The sequence below is a fragment of the Verrucomicrobiota bacterium JB022 genome (assembly GCA_030673845.1).
Classification (GTDB): domain Bacteria; phylum Verrucomicrobiota; class Verrucomicrobiia; order Opitutales; family Oceanipulchritudinaceae; genus WOUP01.
In genome coordinates this window covers 323,134-339,825 of sequence record JAUTCQ010000015.1, presented here as the reverse complement: position 1 = coordinate 339,825, position 16,692 = coordinate 323,134, and the positions used below count along the sequence as shown (strand labels likewise).

General features: G+C 63.0%; 14 protein-coding genes. 7 read left to right on the top strand and 7 right to left on the bottom strand.

Annotated features, from left to right (window positions below; all coding sequences use genetic code 11):
- The gene (locus tag Q7P63_12025; protein MDP0500814.1) at positions 1-3,948 is read left to right on the top strand and encodes a malectin domain-containing carbohydrate-binding protein; all 3,948 of its coding nucleotides are present in this window, start codon (positions 1-3) and stop codon (positions 3,946-3,948) included.
- Between the two features lie 147 nt (positions 3,949-4,095).
- A complete protein-coding gene (locus Q7P63_12020) occupies positions 4,096-4,812 on the top strand; it encodes an NAD-dependent deacylase (protein MDP0500813.1) in 717 nt (238 codons plus the stop codon).
- A gap of 48 nt (positions 4,813-4,860) precedes the next feature.
- Here Q7P63_12020 and Q7P63_12015 read toward each other — a convergent pair whose 3' ends face one another.
- Positions 4,861-5,232, bottom strand: a complete 372-nt coding sequence (locus tag Q7P63_12015; protein MDP0500812.1) for a GxxExxY protein — start codon at positions 5,230-5,232, stop codon at positions 4,861-4,863.
- Positions 5,233-5,287: 55 nt separating this feature from the next.
- A complete protein-coding gene (gene thrS / locus Q7P63_12010) occupies positions 5,288-7,126 on the bottom strand; it encodes a threonine--tRNA ligase (GenBank protein MDP0500811.1) in 1,839 nt (612 codons plus the stop codon).
- A gap of 217 nt (positions 7,127-7,343) precedes the next feature.
- Here thrS and Q7P63_12005 point away from each other — a divergent pair, with 217 nt between their 5' ends.
- Both Q7P63_12005 and Q7P63_12000 read left to right on the top strand, forming a co-directional pair.
- Positions 7,344-7,697 carry a hypothetical protein gene (locus tag Q7P63_12005; GenBank protein ID MDP0500810.1) on the top strand — a complete coding sequence of 118 codons (354 nt, stop codon included), beginning with the start codon at positions 7,344-7,346 and terminating at the stop codon, positions 7,695-7,697.
- Positions 7,697-8,683 (top strand): DUF1444 family protein, encoded by a 987-nt coding sequence (locus tag Q7P63_12000; protein MDP0500809.1) that lies wholly within the window; start codon positions 7,697-7,699, stop codon positions 8,681-8,683. Before Q7P63_12005 ends, Q7P63_12000 begins: the two co-directional genes overlap by 1 nt.
- A 1-nt stretch (position 8,684) precedes the next feature.
- Here Q7P63_12000 and Q7P63_11995 read toward each other — a convergent pair whose 3' ends face one another.
- Positions 8,685-9,464: a hypothetical protein gene (locus Q7P63_11995; protein ID MDP0500808.1), complete on the bottom strand. Its 780-nt coding sequence runs from the start codon at positions 9,462-9,464 to the stop codon at positions 8,685-8,687.
- A 110-nt stretch (positions 9,465-9,574) separates the two neighbouring features.
- Positions 9,575-10,327: a hypothetical protein gene (locus tag Q7P63_11990; GenBank protein ID MDP0500807.1), complete on the bottom strand. Its 753-nt coding sequence runs from the start codon at positions 10,325-10,327 to the stop codon at positions 9,575-9,577.
- 94 nt (positions 10,328-10,421) lie between these two features.
- On the opposite strand from Q7P63_11990, the gene Q7P63_11985 reads away from it, so the two are divergent.
- The 3 genes from Q7P63_11985 to Q7P63_11975 all read left to right on the top strand — a co-directional run bounded on the left by Q7P63_11985 (position 10,422) and on the right by Q7P63_11975 (position 13,131).
- Positions 10,422-11,495, top strand: coding sequence for a hypothetical protein (locus Q7P63_11985; GenBank protein ID MDP0500806.1), 1,074 nt, complete (start codon positions 10,422-10,424; stop codon positions 11,493-11,495).
- A 3-nt stretch (positions 11,496-11,498) separates the two neighbouring features.
- Positions 11,499-12,533 (top strand): small ribosomal subunit Rsm22 family protein, encoded by a 1,035-nt coding sequence (locus Q7P63_11980; GenBank protein ID MDP0500805.1) that lies wholly within the window; start codon positions 11,499-11,501, stop codon positions 12,531-12,533.
- 148 nt (positions 12,534-12,681) lie between these two features.
- Positions 12,682-13,131, top strand: coding sequence for a response regulator transcription factor (locus Q7P63_11975; GenBank protein MDP0500804.1), 450 nt, complete (start codon positions 12,682-12,684; stop codon positions 13,129-13,131).
- Positions 13,132-13,229: 98 nt separating this feature from the next.
- On the opposite strand, the gene mrdA is transcribed toward Q7P63_11975, so the two are convergent.
- The 3 genes from mrdA to mreC all read right to left on the bottom strand — a co-directional run bounded on the left by mrdA (position 13,230) and on the right by mreC (position 16,670).
- On the bottom strand, positions 13,230-15,152 hold the full coding sequence (mrdA, locus tag Q7P63_11970) for a penicillin-binding protein 2 (protein ID MDP0500803.1): 1,923 nt from the start codon (positions 15,150-15,152) through the stop codon (positions 13,230-13,232).
- Between the two features lie 124 nt (positions 15,153-15,276).
- A complete protein-coding gene (locus tag Q7P63_11965; GenBank protein ID MDP0500802.1) occupies positions 15,277-15,804 on the bottom strand; it encodes a hypothetical protein in 528 nt (175 codons plus the stop codon).
- Complete coding sequence (gene mreC / locus Q7P63_11960) at positions 15,801-16,670, bottom strand: rod shape-determining protein MreC (GenBank protein MDP0500801.1); 870 nt, start codon at positions 16,668-16,670, stop codon at positions 15,801-15,803. The genes Q7P63_11965 and mreC overlap by 4 nt, the downstream gene beginning before the upstream one ends.
- Positions 16,671-16,692 lie beyond the last annotated feature (22 nt).

The window sequence follows — 16,692 nt, the reverse complement described above, 5'->3', positions numbered from 1 at the left end:
ATGACTTTTACCCAAACGATGCTAGCCGGTGCCCTGGGATGGGCGCTGGCCTCCACCGTGCTGGCCGATGCCGACACGCGCCGTCAAGCCTACCTGCTCGACGGCTGGCGCACCGTCGCCACCGAAGATACCTCGGCAGAGCAACAGGCCTTCCAGCAGCCGGAGTTTGACGACGCAGGCTGGGAAGTGGTGCGCGTGCCGCACAACTGGGATAGCTACGAGGGCTTCCGCCAGGTGAAACACGGCGTGTTCCACGGCTCGGCCTGGTACCGCAACACCTTTACGCTCGAGCCCGAAGACGATGGCCGCGAGGTGTTCCTCTTCTTCGAGGGCGTAGGCTCCTATGCCTCGGTGTGGGTCAACGGCAAACAGGTCGGCCACCACGGCGGCGGCCTCACGACCTTTACGCTCAACGTCACGGATGTGATCGACTACGACGGCCCCAACACGGTGGCCGTCCGCGCCGATCACCCCGAGGGCATCCGCGACCTGCCCTGGGTCTGCGGCGGCTGTGAGCTGGCTTACGGTTTTTCCGAAGGCACGCAGCCCTTCGGCATCTCCCGCCCGGTCTCCGTCGTCGTGACGGATTCCCTGCGCGTGACGCCCTTTGGTGTGCACGCCTGGAACGGGAAAGACGTGGAGAACGTCCACCTGACGACCGAAGTCCGCAACCACCGCGACGAGCGCCGCGACTTCACCATCCGCAATCGCCTGGTCGACGCCGATGGGCAGACGGTGGCCGAAGTCGAGACCAAGACCTTCCTCCGCCCCGGTGCCACGACCGAGCTGGCACAAGACTTCCCCAAATTGGAGAATCCGCAGCTCTGGTCGCCCGCGAATCCCTACCTCTACCAGGTGGTCACGGAGATCATCGAAGGCGGCAAGGTAGTCGACCGCACGCAAACGCGCTTCGGCATCCGGTATATCGAGTGGCCCGATGTGCACGGCGAGCCGGGCCAGCCGCTCAAGATCAACGGCGAGCCCTTTTTTGTGCGCGGCGTCGCCGACTACGAGCACTTGCTCGGCCAGAGCCACGCCTTCTCCGACGAGCAGGTCGACGCCCGGGTGAGCAAGATCCTCTCCGCCGGTTTCAACACCTTCCGCGATGCCCACCACCCGCACAATCTGCGCTTCAACGAGCACTGGGACGAAAAGGGTGTGCTGTGGTGGACGCAGTTCGGCGCGCACATCTGGTTTGAGAAGGAAGACTTTTACAACAACTACAAGGCTCTCCTGCGCGACTGGATCAAGGAACGCCGCAACAGCCCCTCGATCTTCCTCTACGGCCTGCAAAACGAAAGCAAGCTACCCGCATGGTTTGCCGAGCAGTGCGTCGAGATCATCCGCGAGCTGGACCCGACCGCGAGCGTCCAGCGCCCCATCGTCACCTGCAACGGCGGCGAAGGCACCGACTGGGATGTGCCGCAAAACTGGTCGGGCACATACGGCGGCGACCCCTACAAGTATGGCGAGGAGCTGATCCGCCAGCGCATGGTGGGCGAATACGGCGCCTGGCGCAGCATCGACGCCCACTCCGAAGGCGGCTTTTACGACGACGCCCCGCTGACCGAAGACCGCATGACCGGCCTGCTCGAAATCAAGCTGGGCGAGGCCGAAAAGGTCCGCGATCAGATCATCGGGCACTTCCTCTGGCCCTTTACCACCCACCAGAACCCGGGCCGCAACGTGGGCGCCCTCGGCCAGCAGACGACCGACGGCATCCGCCCGCTCGACCAGATCGGCCCGGCCAACAACAAGGGCCTGCAAACGATTTGGGGTGAGCCGCTCGACGCCTTCTACATGTATCGCAGCAATTACGTGGAGGGCAGCGACGAACCGATGGTCTACATCTCGTCCCACACCTGGCCCGACCGCTGGGTGCAACCGGGCGCGAAAGACGGCATCGTCGTCTATGGCAACGTGGACGAGGTGGAGCTGTACAACGGTTTCCGCACCCGCTCGCTGGGCAAGCGCACGCGCAACGGGCCCGGCACGCACTTCAAGTGGGACGGCGCGGACATCCAGACCAACCTGCTCTACGCCGAAGGCCGCATCGACGGCAAAGTGGTGGCGCGCGACTGGATCACGCTCCACCACCTGCCCAAGGACGACACCCTTGCCAAGCTCGACCCGGCCCCGAAGAAGGAGCCGACCGCAGCCAAGCAGGAGCTGACTTACCTTTACCGCGTCAACGCTGGCGGCCCGGCCTTTGCCGACCACGCCGGCCGTGTCTGGGCGGCAGACCGCGTCTACGAAGAGGGCGACACCTGGGGCTCCGTCTCCTGGGGCAGCCGCTTCGCCAACGTCGACCCGCGCTTCGGCAGCAAGCGCCGCATTTTCGACCCCGTGCTCGGCACCTCCGACGACGCGCTCTTCCAGTCGTTCCGCTACGGGCGGCAGGAGCTGCAATACGTCTTCGAAGTCCCCAACGGCACCTACGAAGTGGAGCTGTATTTCATCGAACCGTGGTATGGCCTCGGCAACACCCAGTCCAAGGGCTGGCGCTTGTTCGACGTGGCGATCAACGACGAGACAGTGCTCGAAAGGCTCGACCTCTTCGCTGAAGCCGGTCGCGCCAAGGCCTTGAAGCGCACCGTGACCGCCCAGGCCAAGGACGGCAAGCTGGTGGTCCACTTCCCGCAGATCGAGGCCGGGCAGGCCGTGATCTCCGCCATCGCCGTGGCCAGCAAGAGCCCGGTGAAAATCGCCGCGCCGACGCCTTCCACGCTCTTCCGCGACGTGAAGGGAGCCGCTGCACGCACCTGGCTCGACACGGGCGTGAAGCTCCACATCGACCAGCCGACCACCTTGACCGACCTCTCCTGGGAGCTGCGCGAAGCCGACTGGCTGCAACTGCCCTCCAAGGCTGGCAAGCAGGCCGTGTCGTTCTCCGTGGCCGTCGATACCAACCTCTACGCGGCGGTCGACGCCAGCCTGGCCGGTGAGTTCGCCGACTGGGAGGGCACGCCCTTTACACTGGAGACTTCGGCGCGTGACGAAGCCGTTTCGCTGGTGCGCAAGCGCGTGAGCGCGGGCGACGCCGTGACCCTCCCCACCCTGCCGATTGCCCTGCTGGCCGAGCGCCGCTTCCCGCCGCCCCCGGCCGCCGAAGTGTTCGACTTTGTCGCCAGCGGCAGCCAGCGCCCCGATGGCGTGCGTGCGGTGGGCAACCTCCGTGCCGGTCAGCCGCTCTACAGCGACGGCGGCCCGGCCATCGCCAAGTTTGAATCGCGCCTCAGCGATGCCGACTGGATCCAGCTCCCGCAGGCCGATGCCGACAACCCGGACCTGCGCGTGCGCTTCCGCGTGGAAGACCACACCGAGGTGCATGTGGGCCTCGACGCCCGCGTGACCGAGTTCCCGGCGTGGATGAGCGACTGGATCGACTCGCGCGGCTGGAAGCTCTTCACCACCGACGACGGCGAGACGGGCTACCGCTTCCGCAAAAAGCGCTTCCTGCCCGGCGAGACGGTCGAACTGGGGCCCAACGCCAAGCTGCCCAACGGCGAGCCTGCCCGCATGTATGTGGGTGTGATCCAGACCGTGCGCGCCGCCTTCACCCTCCAGACCGAGGGGCAGAAGGAAGCCACCGGCTACCGCGCCGCCAGCGTGCCCGGCTATACCGGCGAGGGCTATGTGGACCTCCAGGGCTCGGGCCTCACGCAGTTCCCGTTTGAAATCTCGGTGGGCGTGGGCGACCGCTACGGCCTCAACTTCCGCTACCAGAGCCGATCCAACGAGCCCATCCCGGCCAAGATGACGATCATCAACACGGCCGACGGTGCGCTGGTGTGCGACGACGATGTGGTGTTCCAGCCGACCGAGCGCGGTGAGTGGGGCCTGACCCGCCTCCGCACCTGCGACAGCATCAACGCCGGCGTCTACCACGTGATCATCGAGACCCCGCAACTGGAGTCCCTGATCTTCGACTCGCTCGAAGTCGAGTAGGCCCGCCCTACGGCACCCTTTCGCCCGTCGGCCCCTGTGGTCGGCGGGCTTTTTTATGTCCGCAGGGCGAGAGCGGCTTCGACAAAGCGGTTGGACATCCGCCAGCAAATGTGAGCGAATCGGGCTTCACCTTCCTCTCTTCCAGCCATGTTTCAGCATATTGTGATCTTGACCGGTTCGGGCATTTCGGCGGAGTCCGGCATCCGCACGTATCGCGGCGACGAGGGCCTGTGGGAGGGCCACCGCCTCGAAGATGTCGCCACGCCCGAGGCATTTCTGGCCAACCCGGAGCTGGTCTACCGCTTTTATAACGAGAGGCGGCAGCAGCTACAGAGCCCGGAGATCCGCCCCAACGCGGCGCACGAGGCGATCGCGCGTCTGCAGCGCGAATATCGGGGCGGCAACGTGGCGCTGATCACGCAAAACGTCGACAACCTGCACGAGCGCGCGGGCAGCCGCCAATGCTGGCACATGCATGGCTCGTTGACCCGGGCCCGCTGCACCGCCTGCAATACCGAACGCGACTGGCCGGGCGAGCTCGATGCCTCACATGCCTGCCCGGCGTGCAAGGAGGTGGGCACGCTGCGGCCCGATGTGGTGTGGTTTGGCGAAATGCCGCTCGGCCTCGACCACATCGTGGAGCAGGTCGAGCACTGCGACTTGTTTATCGCCATCGGGACGAGCGGGGTCGTGTATCCCGCCGCCGGGCTGGTGCAGATCGCGCGGCACCAAGCCGGAGCGCACACCATCTGCCTCACGCTCGACCCTCCCGCCAACGAACACGAATTCCAGGAATACCACCAAGGCCCCGCCAGCGAACTCGTGCCGGCCCTGGTCGAACGGTTGTTGGGGATGCGGGAGTAGTATTTTAACCAGAAAAAACAGAGAAGGGCAGAAAAAGCAGAGAAACGGCTACGTGATGAAAGCTTTGACCTGAAACTTGGGCGCACCGAAGTTCATCAAAACGGCATGGCGTAGACGAGAGGTCTTCAGATAAGAAAGCACTTGGGCCACATGGGCATCGGCCAATGCAGAGGCAGCCTTGAGTTCAACGACCAAAACGCCTTCCACCAACAGATCGGCGAAATACTCACCGACAATGGAGCCGTCTTCATCGTAAACCATCAACTGCCGCTGCTGTTCGACCTTGTATCCCTGCTTTCTCAAACGATTGGCCAAGGCATTCTCATAGACCTTTTCCAGAAAACCGTTTTTGAAATACACATGGACCTCGTAGCCGGTTTGGCGAACCGCATCTATGAGGTCCTTGTGCTCTTCATTCATTTTTTCTGAATTTTCTGCCTTCTCTGGTTAATTTCTAACCGTCCGACCTCACCAACTACTTGGCCTCGATCACCGGCAGCGCCTTTTCGGCGATTTGGGTGAGGATGAGGCCGATGGCTTCGTCGGCCGGGCGGGCGCCGTCGTGGGACTTGTTGACGCGACTGCGGATGGTGACTTGGCCTTCCGCGGCCTCATTCTTACCAATCACGAACATGTACGGCACCTTCTCCAGCTCGGCGCGGCGGACCTTGGCGCCAAACTTGTCGCTGTGGTCGTCGATGCTCACGCGCACCTTGGCGGCGTTGAGCTTCTTGCGCACCTCTTCGGCGAAGGGTAGCTGGTCGTCGGTAATCGGCAGGATGCGGACCTGCTCGGGGGCGAGCCAGACGGGGAAGTTACCCGCGAAGTGCTCGATCAGCACGCCGGTGAAGCGCTCCAGCGAGCCGAAGGGCGCGCGGTGGACCATCACGGGGCGGTGCTCCTGATTGTCCGCCCCGATGTAGCTGAGGTCGAAGCGTTCGGGCAGGTTGTAGTCGACCTGCACGGTGCCGAGCTGCCACTCGCGGCCGATCACGTCGCGCACCACGAAGTCGATCTTCGGGCCGTAGAAGGCGGCTTCGCCCGGCTCCTCGGTGTAGGCGACGCCGAGCACCTGCACGGCTTCGCGCAGGGCGGCTTCGGCCTTGTCCCACGCTTCGGCGCGGCCGACATACTTGGTGCTGTCGGGGTCGCGCAGGCTGAGGCGCACGCGGTAGTCGTTCATGCCGAGGGTGCCGAACACCTTCTTCACGAGGTCGAGGCAGCCGCGAATCTCGTCGCCCAGTTGCTCTTCGGTGCAGAAGAGGTGGGCGTCGTCTTGCGTGAAGCCACGGACACGCGTCAGGCCGTTCAGCTCACCGCTCTGCTCCCAGCGATACACCGTGCCGAATTCGGCGAGGCGGATCGGAAGGTCGCGGTAGCTGTGGCGCTGGCTGTCGAAGATCTTGATGTGCATCGGGCAGTTCATCGGCTTCAGCAGGAAGCCGTCGACCTCGCCCTTATCGACCATGTTGCTCAGTTGCGCGCACGAGCAGCCCTCGTGGGCCAGGTGCTCCAGCTCGTCGTTTTCGACGATGGGGGCAAACTGGCTTTCCTTGTAATAGGGGAAGTGGCCGCTGGTGCGGTAGAGGCCGAGCTTGCCGATATGGGGCGTAAAGACCTGGTCGTAACCCTGCTGGCGCAGCTCTTCGCTGATGAAGTTCATCAACTCCTGACGAATGATGCCGCCCTTGGGCGTCCAGAGGATGAGGCCCTGCCCCACCGCGTCGTCGATGTGGAAGAGCTTCAGCTCGCGGCCCAGCTTGCGGTGGTCGCGCTGACGGGCTTCTTCCAGGTTCTTGAGGTAGGTTTCGAGCTCGTCCTTGGTCGGGAAAGCGGTGCCGTAGATGCGCTGGAGCTGCTTGTTCTTTTCGTCGCCACGGTGGTAGGCGCCGGCGATGCTGAGCAGCTTGATGGCTTTGACCTTCGAGGTGTAGTTGACGTGCGTGCCGGCGCAGAGGTCGATGAAATCACCGTTGCGGTAAAAGCTGATCGCCTCGCCCTCAGGCACGTCCGCAAGGCGGCCGATCTTGTAGCGCTCCTGACCGAACTTCTTGATGATCTCGGTCGCCTCCTCGCGGGTCACCTCCTGGCGCTCGAAGCGCTGGTTTTCCTTCACAATCTTCTTCATCTCGGCCTCGATCTTCTCGAGGTCCTCGGTAGTGAGCTTGTGATCGAGGTCGATATCGTAGTAGAAGCCGTTGTCAGTCGGCGGTCCGATATCGAGCTGCGCCTCCGGATAAAGCCGGAGAACGGCGGTGGCCAGGATGTGCGACGCCGAATGTCGCAACTCCTCGAGCGGGGTCATCTGTTTCATGGGATGTGTCTTTTCGGGTTGGCGAGCTGCCCTACAAACGGCAGGACGCGAAAGGGTTTAAAAAGCCATTTCCGGAAGAGGGTCGCAAGGGCAAAAACGGCTCGTCGCAAGCATCCGCGCGCCCATAATCACATGAACCATGCCTACAGCATCCAAACGGAGAAGAAAAGGGCTGATCTAGATCGCAATCGCCCTCGTGGTGATAGGCTGCATCGCGATGCTCTGGACAGCCTGCAGCGAGAAACGTCTCTACGAGAAGCAATCGGGAGATTACACCTTACGGGCGGTACTCGACAGTCCTCCTCTGGTCTTGGGAGTCGCGCAGATTTCCATCGAGATCGACCGATTTGGCGAACCTTTAGCGCGTTTCCCTCTCTTCACCGCGCTGGACTTGTCTTCGGACGCCGACCTGCGTGATTACAAAATCCGGGACATGCACCTGAATGCAGATCAGAGCCGGCTGACCGTCGAATTCGTGGCAGGAGAGGCGATCACACTCCCAGTCTTTCTAGGGCTACCAACCAAAGAAGAGATGGCGGCACCTGCCGATCCGCCGTCTCCAGTTGATTGATGACGAGGCCCTGCCCCACCAACTCCAGCATTGTCCTTTGCCGCCACTGGCCCATGCTCGGGCGGATGCACAAGGCACGGAATTGGACACGTTGGGCGACGCTGGGGCTGCTGGGCGGCCTGCTCTTGGGCTGCGGGCCCAAGGCTGAGTCGGAGGCATCGGGCGAGGTGCTTTCGCCGGTTGAGTTCGGGCAGGCTTACATGACGGTGCTACAGCAGGCGCGGCCAGACTTGCAGGTCGAGGCGGCGGGTGAGCTGCAGGTGCGCATCGTCGACCGAGAGGGGACGCCTTCCCTCGTGCCGCTGGACGGCCTTTATGCGCAATACCAGGCCGCTCCTGCGCAGAAGGACGCCCAGATCGTCCAGAACATCACGTCGACGCTCGATACGTTGGGCATCGGACTGGGGCCGGTCGAGGTGGAGCGGATTGTGCCGGTGGTGAAAGGGCGGGCCTGGCTGGAGGCGATGAGGGAACGCGCCGCACAGGCAGGGACGACGTTCCCTGACTTTGCGCAGCACGACTTCAATGACGAGCTGGTGGTGCTCTACGCCGAAGACCGCGAGCACACCATCCGCTACCTCTCCAAGGCCGATGTGGCGGCGCTGGAGCTGGAGGCCGGTGGGCTTTACGAGCAGGCGCTGGCCAACCTGCGGGCTCGCTACCCACAGGTGAGGCAGAGTGGCGGCAACGGCACTTATTCGCTGCTGACCGACGGCTCGTTCGACGCCAGTCTGGTGCTCTATGATTCGATCTGGAGCAGCGGGCGCCTACCGGTAAAGGGCGAGCCGGTGGTGGCGATCCCGACGCGCGATACGCTGGTCGTCACCGGCAGCGAGGATGCTGCCGGGATCGAGCGCCTGAAAGAGCTCGTCGTCGATGCCTGGACGCGCAGCGAAGATCGGCTGACACCGCTGCTCTTTGTCTACCGCGACGGTAAATTCGAGACCTTTGCGGCACCGAGCGGCCCGGAAGAGACGGCCGAGTAGCCTAGCCTCGGCGGCGGCGCATTACCGCCGCCCCCAACAGCGCGAGCAGGCCACCCGCCAGCGCGGCATGTGCCGGCTCGGGCACGACGGGCGGCGGCGCGACGTAGAAGAAAAACTGGTCGGGCTCGGGCTGTACCGGATACTCGAACTGGCTGGCGGTGCTGGCTCGGCCGTAGAAATTTCCGGCTCCGTTGGTCCCATTGACCGACGCCAACCTCAGGTTGGAAAGGAGGGGGGCAGGAATCGAAGCGGTGAGGGTCACGCTTTCAAAGGTATATTCTTCTCCCGGCACGTATGCGCCGCCCAGATTACCAAAGAGCGCGACTGTCCCTCCGGTGCTGGATGATGTACGTCGGACGAAACCGCTCCCCGGGGGGTCGATCTCTGCAAAATTATCGCTGGCACCTCCAAAAGAAGCGGTGAAACCATAGTAACTGGTAGGAGGACCGGTAAAGAAATCATCAGTGGCCCAAGTAAACGAGAACGACATCCCAAAATCGGTGTAGCCCGACTCAGGGTCTCTCACCGGCGGAACATACTGAAAATAGCCACCTTCCGGTGCACTCAGCGTGATCGACCACGCTGAACTGGCTTCGGTTACGCTGAAATCGGCCACCGTAGCCCAAGTGTAATAATCGATGGCATTGGAGCTGCCGCTCACGATTTCATAAGTCTGGGAGAAGACAGCCTGATCCCCATCGAGGATCAAGTCGATATCGACGGCTGCGCCAAGCAGCGCCGGGAGCATGAGAAGGGAAGCGAGAAACGGTGAGCTTTTCATGGTGAGAGCGGAAGAGAACTACTAAATCGGAGGCCGTTTAAACGACGCTTTCAGCTAGGGCCAAAACCCCTGACAAAGCAAGAGGCAACCGCTCTCAAGCACACGCTTTTTTACTTTTCCACTACCTCAAATTCTTCCAGCATGCGCTCAAAGTGCTCGACGGCACTGGTTTCGAGGCCGGGGATGGTCTTGAGCACGAGCTGGTAATACTCTTCCGGCCCTTCGATCACCGCCTGCAGGTAGACTTGGCGGAAGCCGCTGTAGTCCATCAGAAAGCGTTGGCGAATCGCCGGCAGGCCGTTGACCACGGTGGCTTCGCTGCTGACCAGCTCAATGGGGTCGCCGCCTTCCTGCAGGCGACGCACCTCGTAGTCGGCATAGCTCTGGAGATCGAGACCCATCTCGGCCTTGACGTTGGAGGCCAGCGTCATCTCCAGGATCGCGTTCTGCAGCTGGAGGTGGAGGGTGTATTTGCCTTCGTCGGAAAGCGCAATGTAGCCGGGCGGCACCGAGAGGCGGACTTGGCGGTCGAGCGAAGTCACGTGGCCGGCGGCGAGCTCTTCGCGGGTCTGGAGGGTGATCTCGTATTGATCCTGGCTGGTGCGCAGCCCCCACCAGGTGAAGACGACCGTTAGGGCTACCTGGATGAAGAGCAGGATGCCCGAGCCCACGACCATGATGTTCCAGAAGGTGTTGGACCAGTGCCGCGCGCGCAGCCGGGCAATGCTGAAGCCGAACCACGCGGCCACCGCGATGAGTTCGAGCACGCCGAGAGAGGTCAGGATCACCTCGACAACGGCGTTGAAGGTGGGATTGGCCTGCCAGGCGGCGAGAAGCGGAAAAGCGAGAGACTGCGCCAACATGGCTTTCCACACTGGAAAAGGGTGTGCCGTTGGCGAGACTAAAGCCACTGGATTGACCACAGCACCCCGGCCTGTTATGCCCGGTATGAGATCCATGCAGCTTGTGACCAATAAAAAGCCGATCTACCCGGTCGGCGCCGGCCTCCGCGACTACCTGCAACAATACGGGCGCACCTTCAAGCTCCCGGTGTCGTACTCGCGGCTCACCGAGTGGGAAGAGGCCATGCCGCTCTACGACCACATGATGCGCGATACCCTTTGGCGCACCGTGATCTATCGGCCGGAGGTGTGGAAGCGGCTCAACAAGCACCTCACCGCCATGTACGCCATGCTCAAGACCGAGGGCGACATGTCGTTTGTCGAGCAACTGTATGTCGACCGGGTGGACTACTGCGTCTTCGGCAACAGCAACCCCTTCCGCATCCGCGTCGTCAACGCCTACAACGACAACCAGGACTACTACTACATCAAGCGGGCCGACGCCTCGCGCATCTACGGCCTGGAGCTGGAGCACTTGCTGACGCCCAACCGCATGCACTACCTCGTAGCTGAAGACGTGCTGGTGGAGGAGCATGTAGTGGGCATCCCGGGCGACGTGTTCATCAACCGCTGGATGGCCGATCACCACATCAAGAAGATCCGCCTGGCCAAGGAGCTGGTGAAGTTCAACGAACGTTGCTTCGTGCGCCTGCTGGGCGACATGCGCAGCTATAACTTCGTCTTCGATGTGACGCCCGACTTCGAGGAGGTGCAGATCCGCATCCGCGCGATGGACTTCGACCAGCAGAGCTACAGCGGTCGCCTCAACTTTTACCGCCCCCAGTTCTTCAAGGACAACAACCCGCTGGTGGCCTTTTGCACCAACGTGCTCAACGTCCAGACTGCCCGGCAATACCAGCGCGAGGAGCAGGCGGTGATCTACCGGCGCATCGGCCTCGCGCACGAACGCGTCAGCCGCCTCATCCGCTGCATGCGGCAAGACGAGCTCTCCGCCCCGGAGAAGGTGGCGGAGCTGAAAAACGCCTTGGCCGACCTGCACCAGAACCGCAAATTCCTGCAATGCGAGCGCATGGGCGACATCCTGCGCGAAAGCCTCTTGCAGGTGGAGACCAGTGTACGCAAGCATCGCCTGGAACGGAACGAGCCTCTCTCGCCCGTAGCCCTGTAACCGATGATGACTTGGGACGAGCTTGATTACGCCCGGCTGGAGACGCTGCGCGCGCGCTTCCTCGAACGCACGGCGGGCGAAGCCGATTATTGGACCGACGACGCCGACCTGGCCGCCTACGACCTGACCTTTGCCGAGCGCATTGGCTGGAAGTGGGATGCCGTGCTGCGCGAGCTGGCCCTGCGCCAGTGGCAAGCACCGCGCCACGTGCCTGTGGTCGACTGGGGTTGCGGCTCCGGCATTGCCCTGCGGCGCTGGCTGCAGCACATGGGCTTTGAGGGGTGGAGTCAGTTGATCGTGAGCGACCGCTCGGCGCGGGCCATGCGCTTTGCGGAAGAGCGCCTGCGCGCCCGATACGCAACCGTCTCCCTGCCCCAGCCGGAGATCCGCCAACTGAGCCCCGAAGCCGCCGCCAGTGCCGTGACCGGAGGCGTGTTACTCGTTTCGCACGTGCTCAACGAGCTGGACGCGACGGGGCGGGCTCGCCTGCTCGATGTCGCGGCGCAGGCCCAGGCGGTGGTCTGGGTCGAGCCGGGCTCCTACGACGAGAGCCGCGCGCTCATCCAACTGCGCGAGGCGCTGATGCAGGACTTCCGCCCCATCGCCCCCTGCACCCACGCCGCCGGCTGCGGGATGCTGACCGAGGAGAACAATCGCCACTGGTGCCACCACTTCGGGCGGGCGCCCGTCGAGGCGTTTACGGAGGGGCACTGGGCGCGCTTCGGCCAATGGCTGGGCATCGACTTGCGCTCCCTGCCCTACAGCTTCCTCGTGCTGGAGCGCCGCACCCGGGAGGAAAGCGCAGAGCCGGGCCCGGGCTGGAGTCGCGTGATCGGCCACGCCCGCGAGTACAAGGGCTATCTGAAGCTGCTCAACTGTCAGGCCGAGGGTGTGGAAGAGCTGATGATGCAGAAACGCGATGCCAAGGCGCTGCACAAACACCTGCGCAAAGAGAAATACTTTCCCCTTTATCGCTGGCGGCGCACGGTCGACAAGGTTATAGGTGGAGAAGCGATGGACACCGACGGCCTCCTTTAAGCTGGGCTTATGGCCTGGAATAACGTAAGGATAAAGTATTTCCCCCCGCGCTGTCCGTGAAAATTGCGGATTAGTCGATTAACGAATGGTGTAATTCCGCCGATCTTACCCTTAAATCCCTTAAGCGGGGACGACCCGTTGCAGAGACATGAGCCAAAACGCAGAAAGCCCATCGGCCCCCAAGACTCGCCTCTACTTTATCGAAGACGAAGCACTGCTGTGCGATCTCTTTGAGGAGTATGTGAAGACCATGCCCGAGATCGACTACCTCGGCTACTCCCAAGACGGGGCCGAAGCCATGCGACGTTGTCTGGAGCTGAAGCCGGACATGGTGGTGGTCGACATCCGTATGCCGGAGGTCAACGGGCTCGAAATCCTCACCCTGCTCCACCGCAAGCTGCCGGGCACCAAGATCATCCTCTTTACCGGCACGGTCGACAACGAGAGCCTGCGCCTCGCCGTCCGCTACGGGGCCGACGGCTACGTCGAAAAAACCTACGGCCTTGAGGAATTAAGAAAAGCCATTCAGGTTGTGCTCGGAGGGGAAAAGCACTATAGTCCAGGCATTGCGAAACTCCTCAGAAATTTCAAGGTTTGACCCTTTAGGACGTCTATATTGCTGACAGTCCTTCTCTGCAGAGCCGCCCCTTTCCCTCTGGGGGCGGCTCTCTGCTGTACGGGTCCATTTCAGTAAACTCAATAGGCTGCCACCTGGGTCGCGGGGGACTCGGCGGGCTGCTGGCGCTGGAGCTTGTCGCGGTAGACGCGGAAGACTTCGCGCGCAACGGGGGCGGCGGTGGAGCCGCCACCATAGTCGGTCTCTTCGGGCACCCCTTCGATCATCACCGCAATGGCAACCTGCGGGTTGTCTGCCGGTGCAAACCCGACGTACCAGGCGAGCGTGGTCGGCTTGCCGTCTTTGCGGACTTGAGCGGTGCCCGTCTTGCCGGCGGCCGGGAAATCGTCGAGGCTGGCACGCCGGGCCGTCCCCGTCTGCCCTGCCTCGATCATACCTTCGTAGACGGCCGCCATGTCTTCCTCCGGCAGGCCGATGGGCTCGCCGCCAATCTCTTCCTCCGAACGTCCATGGGGGTAGTGCAGCATCGTCGGCACCGTAATCGTCCGGCCCCGTGCCACGGAGGTGATAAAGGTAGCCATCTGCAGCGGCGTGACGAGCAGGTAGCCTTGCCCGATGGAGACGTTGGCCGTGTCGCCATCGAACCACGATTCGTAGAGGCGCTCCTGCTTCCAGGCGGGGCTGGGCACGAGCATGCGACCGGTCTCACCCGGCACGTCGATCCCGGTGCGTGTATCGAGGCCGAAACGGCGGGCTTCTTCCACGATCGCGTCGATCCCCATGTCGAGCGAGCTTTGGTAAAAGTAGACGTTGCAGGAGTCGCGGATCGCATCGCTGAGGGACTCGTCGCCGTGGCCCGAACGCTTCATGCAGTGGAAGACGCGGCGCCCCACCCGGTGGTAGCCCGGGCAATTGATCACCGTGTCGTGATGGAGGTGATCGCTGCGCAGGCCCGCCATGGCCGTAATGAGCTTGAAGGTGGAGGCGGGCGGGTAAAGGCCTTGCGTCGCACGGTTGATCCAGCCGCCCTGCTCGCGGATCTCTTCGTCGACATCGAAGCTGATGAAGGGCGTGAGGCGGTTGAGGTCGTAATTGGGCATCGAGGCCAGCGTCAGCACCTCGCCGGAGCGGACATCGAGGGCGACGACCGCGCCGGTCTTGCCCTGCATCGCTTTTTCCGCCGCCAGTTGCATTTCGACATCGAGGCTCGTCACGAGGTCGCTGCCTTTGCGGGGCTGGACATATTCCACGCGGTCGTACTGGAAGCCGCCGGGGTCGACGGTCCAGATCTCGGTGCCCGTCTCTCCCTGCAGCTGGTCGTTAAATTCCTTTTCGAGCCCCGTACGGCCGATCCAGGCCGGAGCGCGGAAGGTCAAAAGGTCGTCGCCCGGCAAGTCGCCGATCTCGAACTCCTCGCTGGACGAGACGTAACCGAGAGTGTGAAACGCCGCCGCCTCGAAGGGATAGTAACGGGTGCTGCTGATCAGGATCTGGACGGGCGAGTCGATCGGCACCTGCTCGATCAGGCGCGCGTATTCCTCGCCCGAGAGGTCGCTCTTGAGTTGAAAGGGCAGCAGCAGGCTTTGGCGGAAGTGGCGCTCGATCTCGCGCGAATCCACCTGATCGGTCGAACCCAGCACGGCATTGATGTCGTCGAGGTAGCGCTGGACGACGTTGCGGCGGGCGGTGAGGTTGGTCTCCATGCGGTCGAGCGTCAGGTGGCGCTCGCGCGCGTCTCGCACGATGCGGATGTATTCCTCGCGGAACTCGCGACGCAAGTCGTTGAGATAGACGACGGCGGAGAACAGCGGGCGGTTGCCGACCAGCAGGCGACCGTCGCGGTCGTAAATATTGCCACGGGGGCCGGGGAGGATGATGCGGCGGTAATTTTGCCGCTCCATGTGCTCCACGTAATCCTCTTTCTGGAACAGTTGCTTCTGCGCCAGGCCGGAGACGAGAATGATCATGCAGAGCGCGATGATCCCGTAGAGGAGATACAGGCGCCTACCCGAACCGGTGTCTTCATTCTGATTGACCGTCATGGACCTTCTCCGCCTTAGACCGTGAAGAGGCTCCGGCGTTCACGCACCATTAAAGATTCTGAATCTGCTGAAGCAAAGGAGAATGCACCACAGATCAAGATTACAGAAGCTGGATGCCCACTGCTCAATCCGTCCGCACGTCGGCAAAGATGTCGCAGCCAAGGGACTGCAGGAGGCGGTACTGGAGGGCGGCCCAGGGCACGCAGAGCAGCCAGATAGCGACGAGCGAGAGCGCACCTTCGATCAGGATGCGCTGCCAGTAGGCAAAGGTGTCGGCTTGCCCGCCCGCGAGAAAGACCGAGAGCAGGGTAAACAACAGCCCTTGGAGAAAGACGGAGAGGAACTGCATCTGCAGCGCCGAATCGCGCTGGATGTGGCGGCGCAGCGTGACCAGCAGCGCCCAGAAGACGAGGTAGAGGCTGATCCAGATGCCATCGGGCCCGCCTAGATGCGCCTCCGCCAGCAGGCCGAAGAGCACGGTATAGAGCAGGCCCACCTTGCGCCCAAGGTTGAGGGCGACGAAGAGCAGCCAGAGCAGATCGAGGTGCAAGGCGATGCCGAAGGCGCTCAGGTAGTGGTTGACCTCCGTCACGATCTGCAGGCCCAGCCAGTTCCAGAGCAGCAGCACGAGGAGCTGGAAGCGTCCGCTCATCGGGTGGGCAAAGTCGGGATGTCGGCTTCTTCGCTGGGCTGCAGGGGGATGAGCACGGCCACCTCTTCGAGGCTCTGCAACTCATCGGGCAGGCGCACGAGGCCGCTCTGGAAGAGCCCGTCGGCCCCGGGATCGAGCTGGTAGACGTCTCCGATCTTGAGGCCGTCGGGGAAGACGCCGCCGAGCCGCGAGCTGACCAGCGTCAGCGGTTGCCCCAGCGAAACGCCTTTATCGGGCGGCACCGTGCTGACCTCCCCGGTGGGCGCGTGAAAGGTGGCGTTGAGCCCGCCCTGGAACTGCACCGGACGCGGGTCGCCCTCGAAGTGCGCGGCCACACGGAATTCCCGGCTCGTGACCAGCTCAACCGCTGCGGTGTAGGTGTAGACTTCGCTCACCCGGCCCACAACGCCGCCGCGGAAGACGACGGCCTGCCCCACTTCGAGCCCGTGCATCGAGCCTTTGCGGATGATGATGCGTTGCCACCAGGCGTTCATGTCGCGCCGCACGACGCGGGCGACTTCGTAGCGGTGGCGGGGTAGCGGCGGCAGGTCGAGCAGCTCTTCGATGCGTCGCAGCTCTTCGGCGGTCGCTTCGGCGGCCTGGTTACGCAGCGAGTAGGCGGCGTTGAGGCGCGCGAGGTCGATATTGGCCTCGATGAGGTCGTTCTTGCTCTTCACGCGCGCCGCCCAGTAGTCCTGCAAGTCGTGCAGTTGGGAGGTGGCGTAATAGCTGGGGGCCTGGAATTCCCAGAAGGTAACGCGGAGAAAGGCCTTGATGCCGAGCGGCAGGAGCCACCAGACGGCCACAAGCCCCCCGACCAATACCAGGGCTTGCAGGGGGACGAAGGTGCTACGTTCAGGCGCCACGGTGCGGTACTAGCTCAACGGA

Bases quoted from the DNA above. Each gene is read 5' to 3' on its own strand.
- Q7P63_12000 (MDP0500809.1), top strand. From the start codon at position 7,697: ATGACGAGGCCCTGCCCCACCAACTCCAGCATTGTCCTTTGCCGCCAC.
- Q7P63_12015 (MDP0500812.1), bottom strand. From the start codon at position 5,232: ATGAATGAAGAGCACAAGGACCTCATAGATGCGGTTCGCCAAACCGGC.
- Q7P63_11980 (MDP0500805.1), top strand. From the start codon at position 11,499: ATGATGACTTGGGACGAGCTTGATTACGCCCGGCTGGAGACGCTGCGC.
- Q7P63_11965 (MDP0500802.1), bottom strand. From the start codon at position 15,804: ATGAGCGGACGCTTCCAGCTCCTCGTGCTGCTGCTCTGGAACTGGCTG.
- Q7P63_12020 (MDP0500813.1), top strand. From the start codon at position 4,096: ATGTTTCAGCATATTGTGATCTTGACCGGTTCGGGCATTTCGGCGGAG.
- Q7P63_12025 (MDP0500814.1), top strand. From the start codon at position 1: ATGACTTTTACCCAAACGATGCTAGCCGGTGCCCTGGGATGGGCGCTG.
- Q7P63_11995 (MDP0500808.1), bottom strand. From the start codon at position 9,464: ATGAAAAGCTCACCGTTTCTCGCTTCCCTTCTCATGCTCCCGGCGCTG.
- thrS (MDP0500811.1), bottom strand. From the start codon at position 7,126: ATGAAACAGATGACCCCGCTCGAGGAGTTGCGACATTCGGCGTCGCAC.
- Q7P63_12005 (MDP0500810.1), top strand. From the start codon at position 7,344: ATGCTCTGGACAGCCTGCAGCGAGAAACGTCTCTACGAGAAGCAATCG.
- Q7P63_11990 (MDP0500807.1), bottom strand. From the start codon at position 10,327: ATGTTGGCGCAGTCTCTCGCTTTTCCGCTTCTCGCCGCCTGGCAGGCC.
- Q7P63_11975 (MDP0500804.1), top strand. From the start codon at position 12,682: ATGAGCCAAAACGCAGAAAGCCCATCGGCCCCCAAGACTCGCCTCTAC.
- mrdA (MDP0500803.1), bottom strand. From the start codon at position 15,152: ATGACGGTCAATCAGAATGAAGACACCGGTTCGGGTAGGCGCCTGTAT.
- Q7P63_11985 (MDP0500806.1), top strand. From the start codon at position 10,422: ATGCAGCTTGTGACCAATAAAAAGCCGATCTACCCGGTCGGCGCCGGC.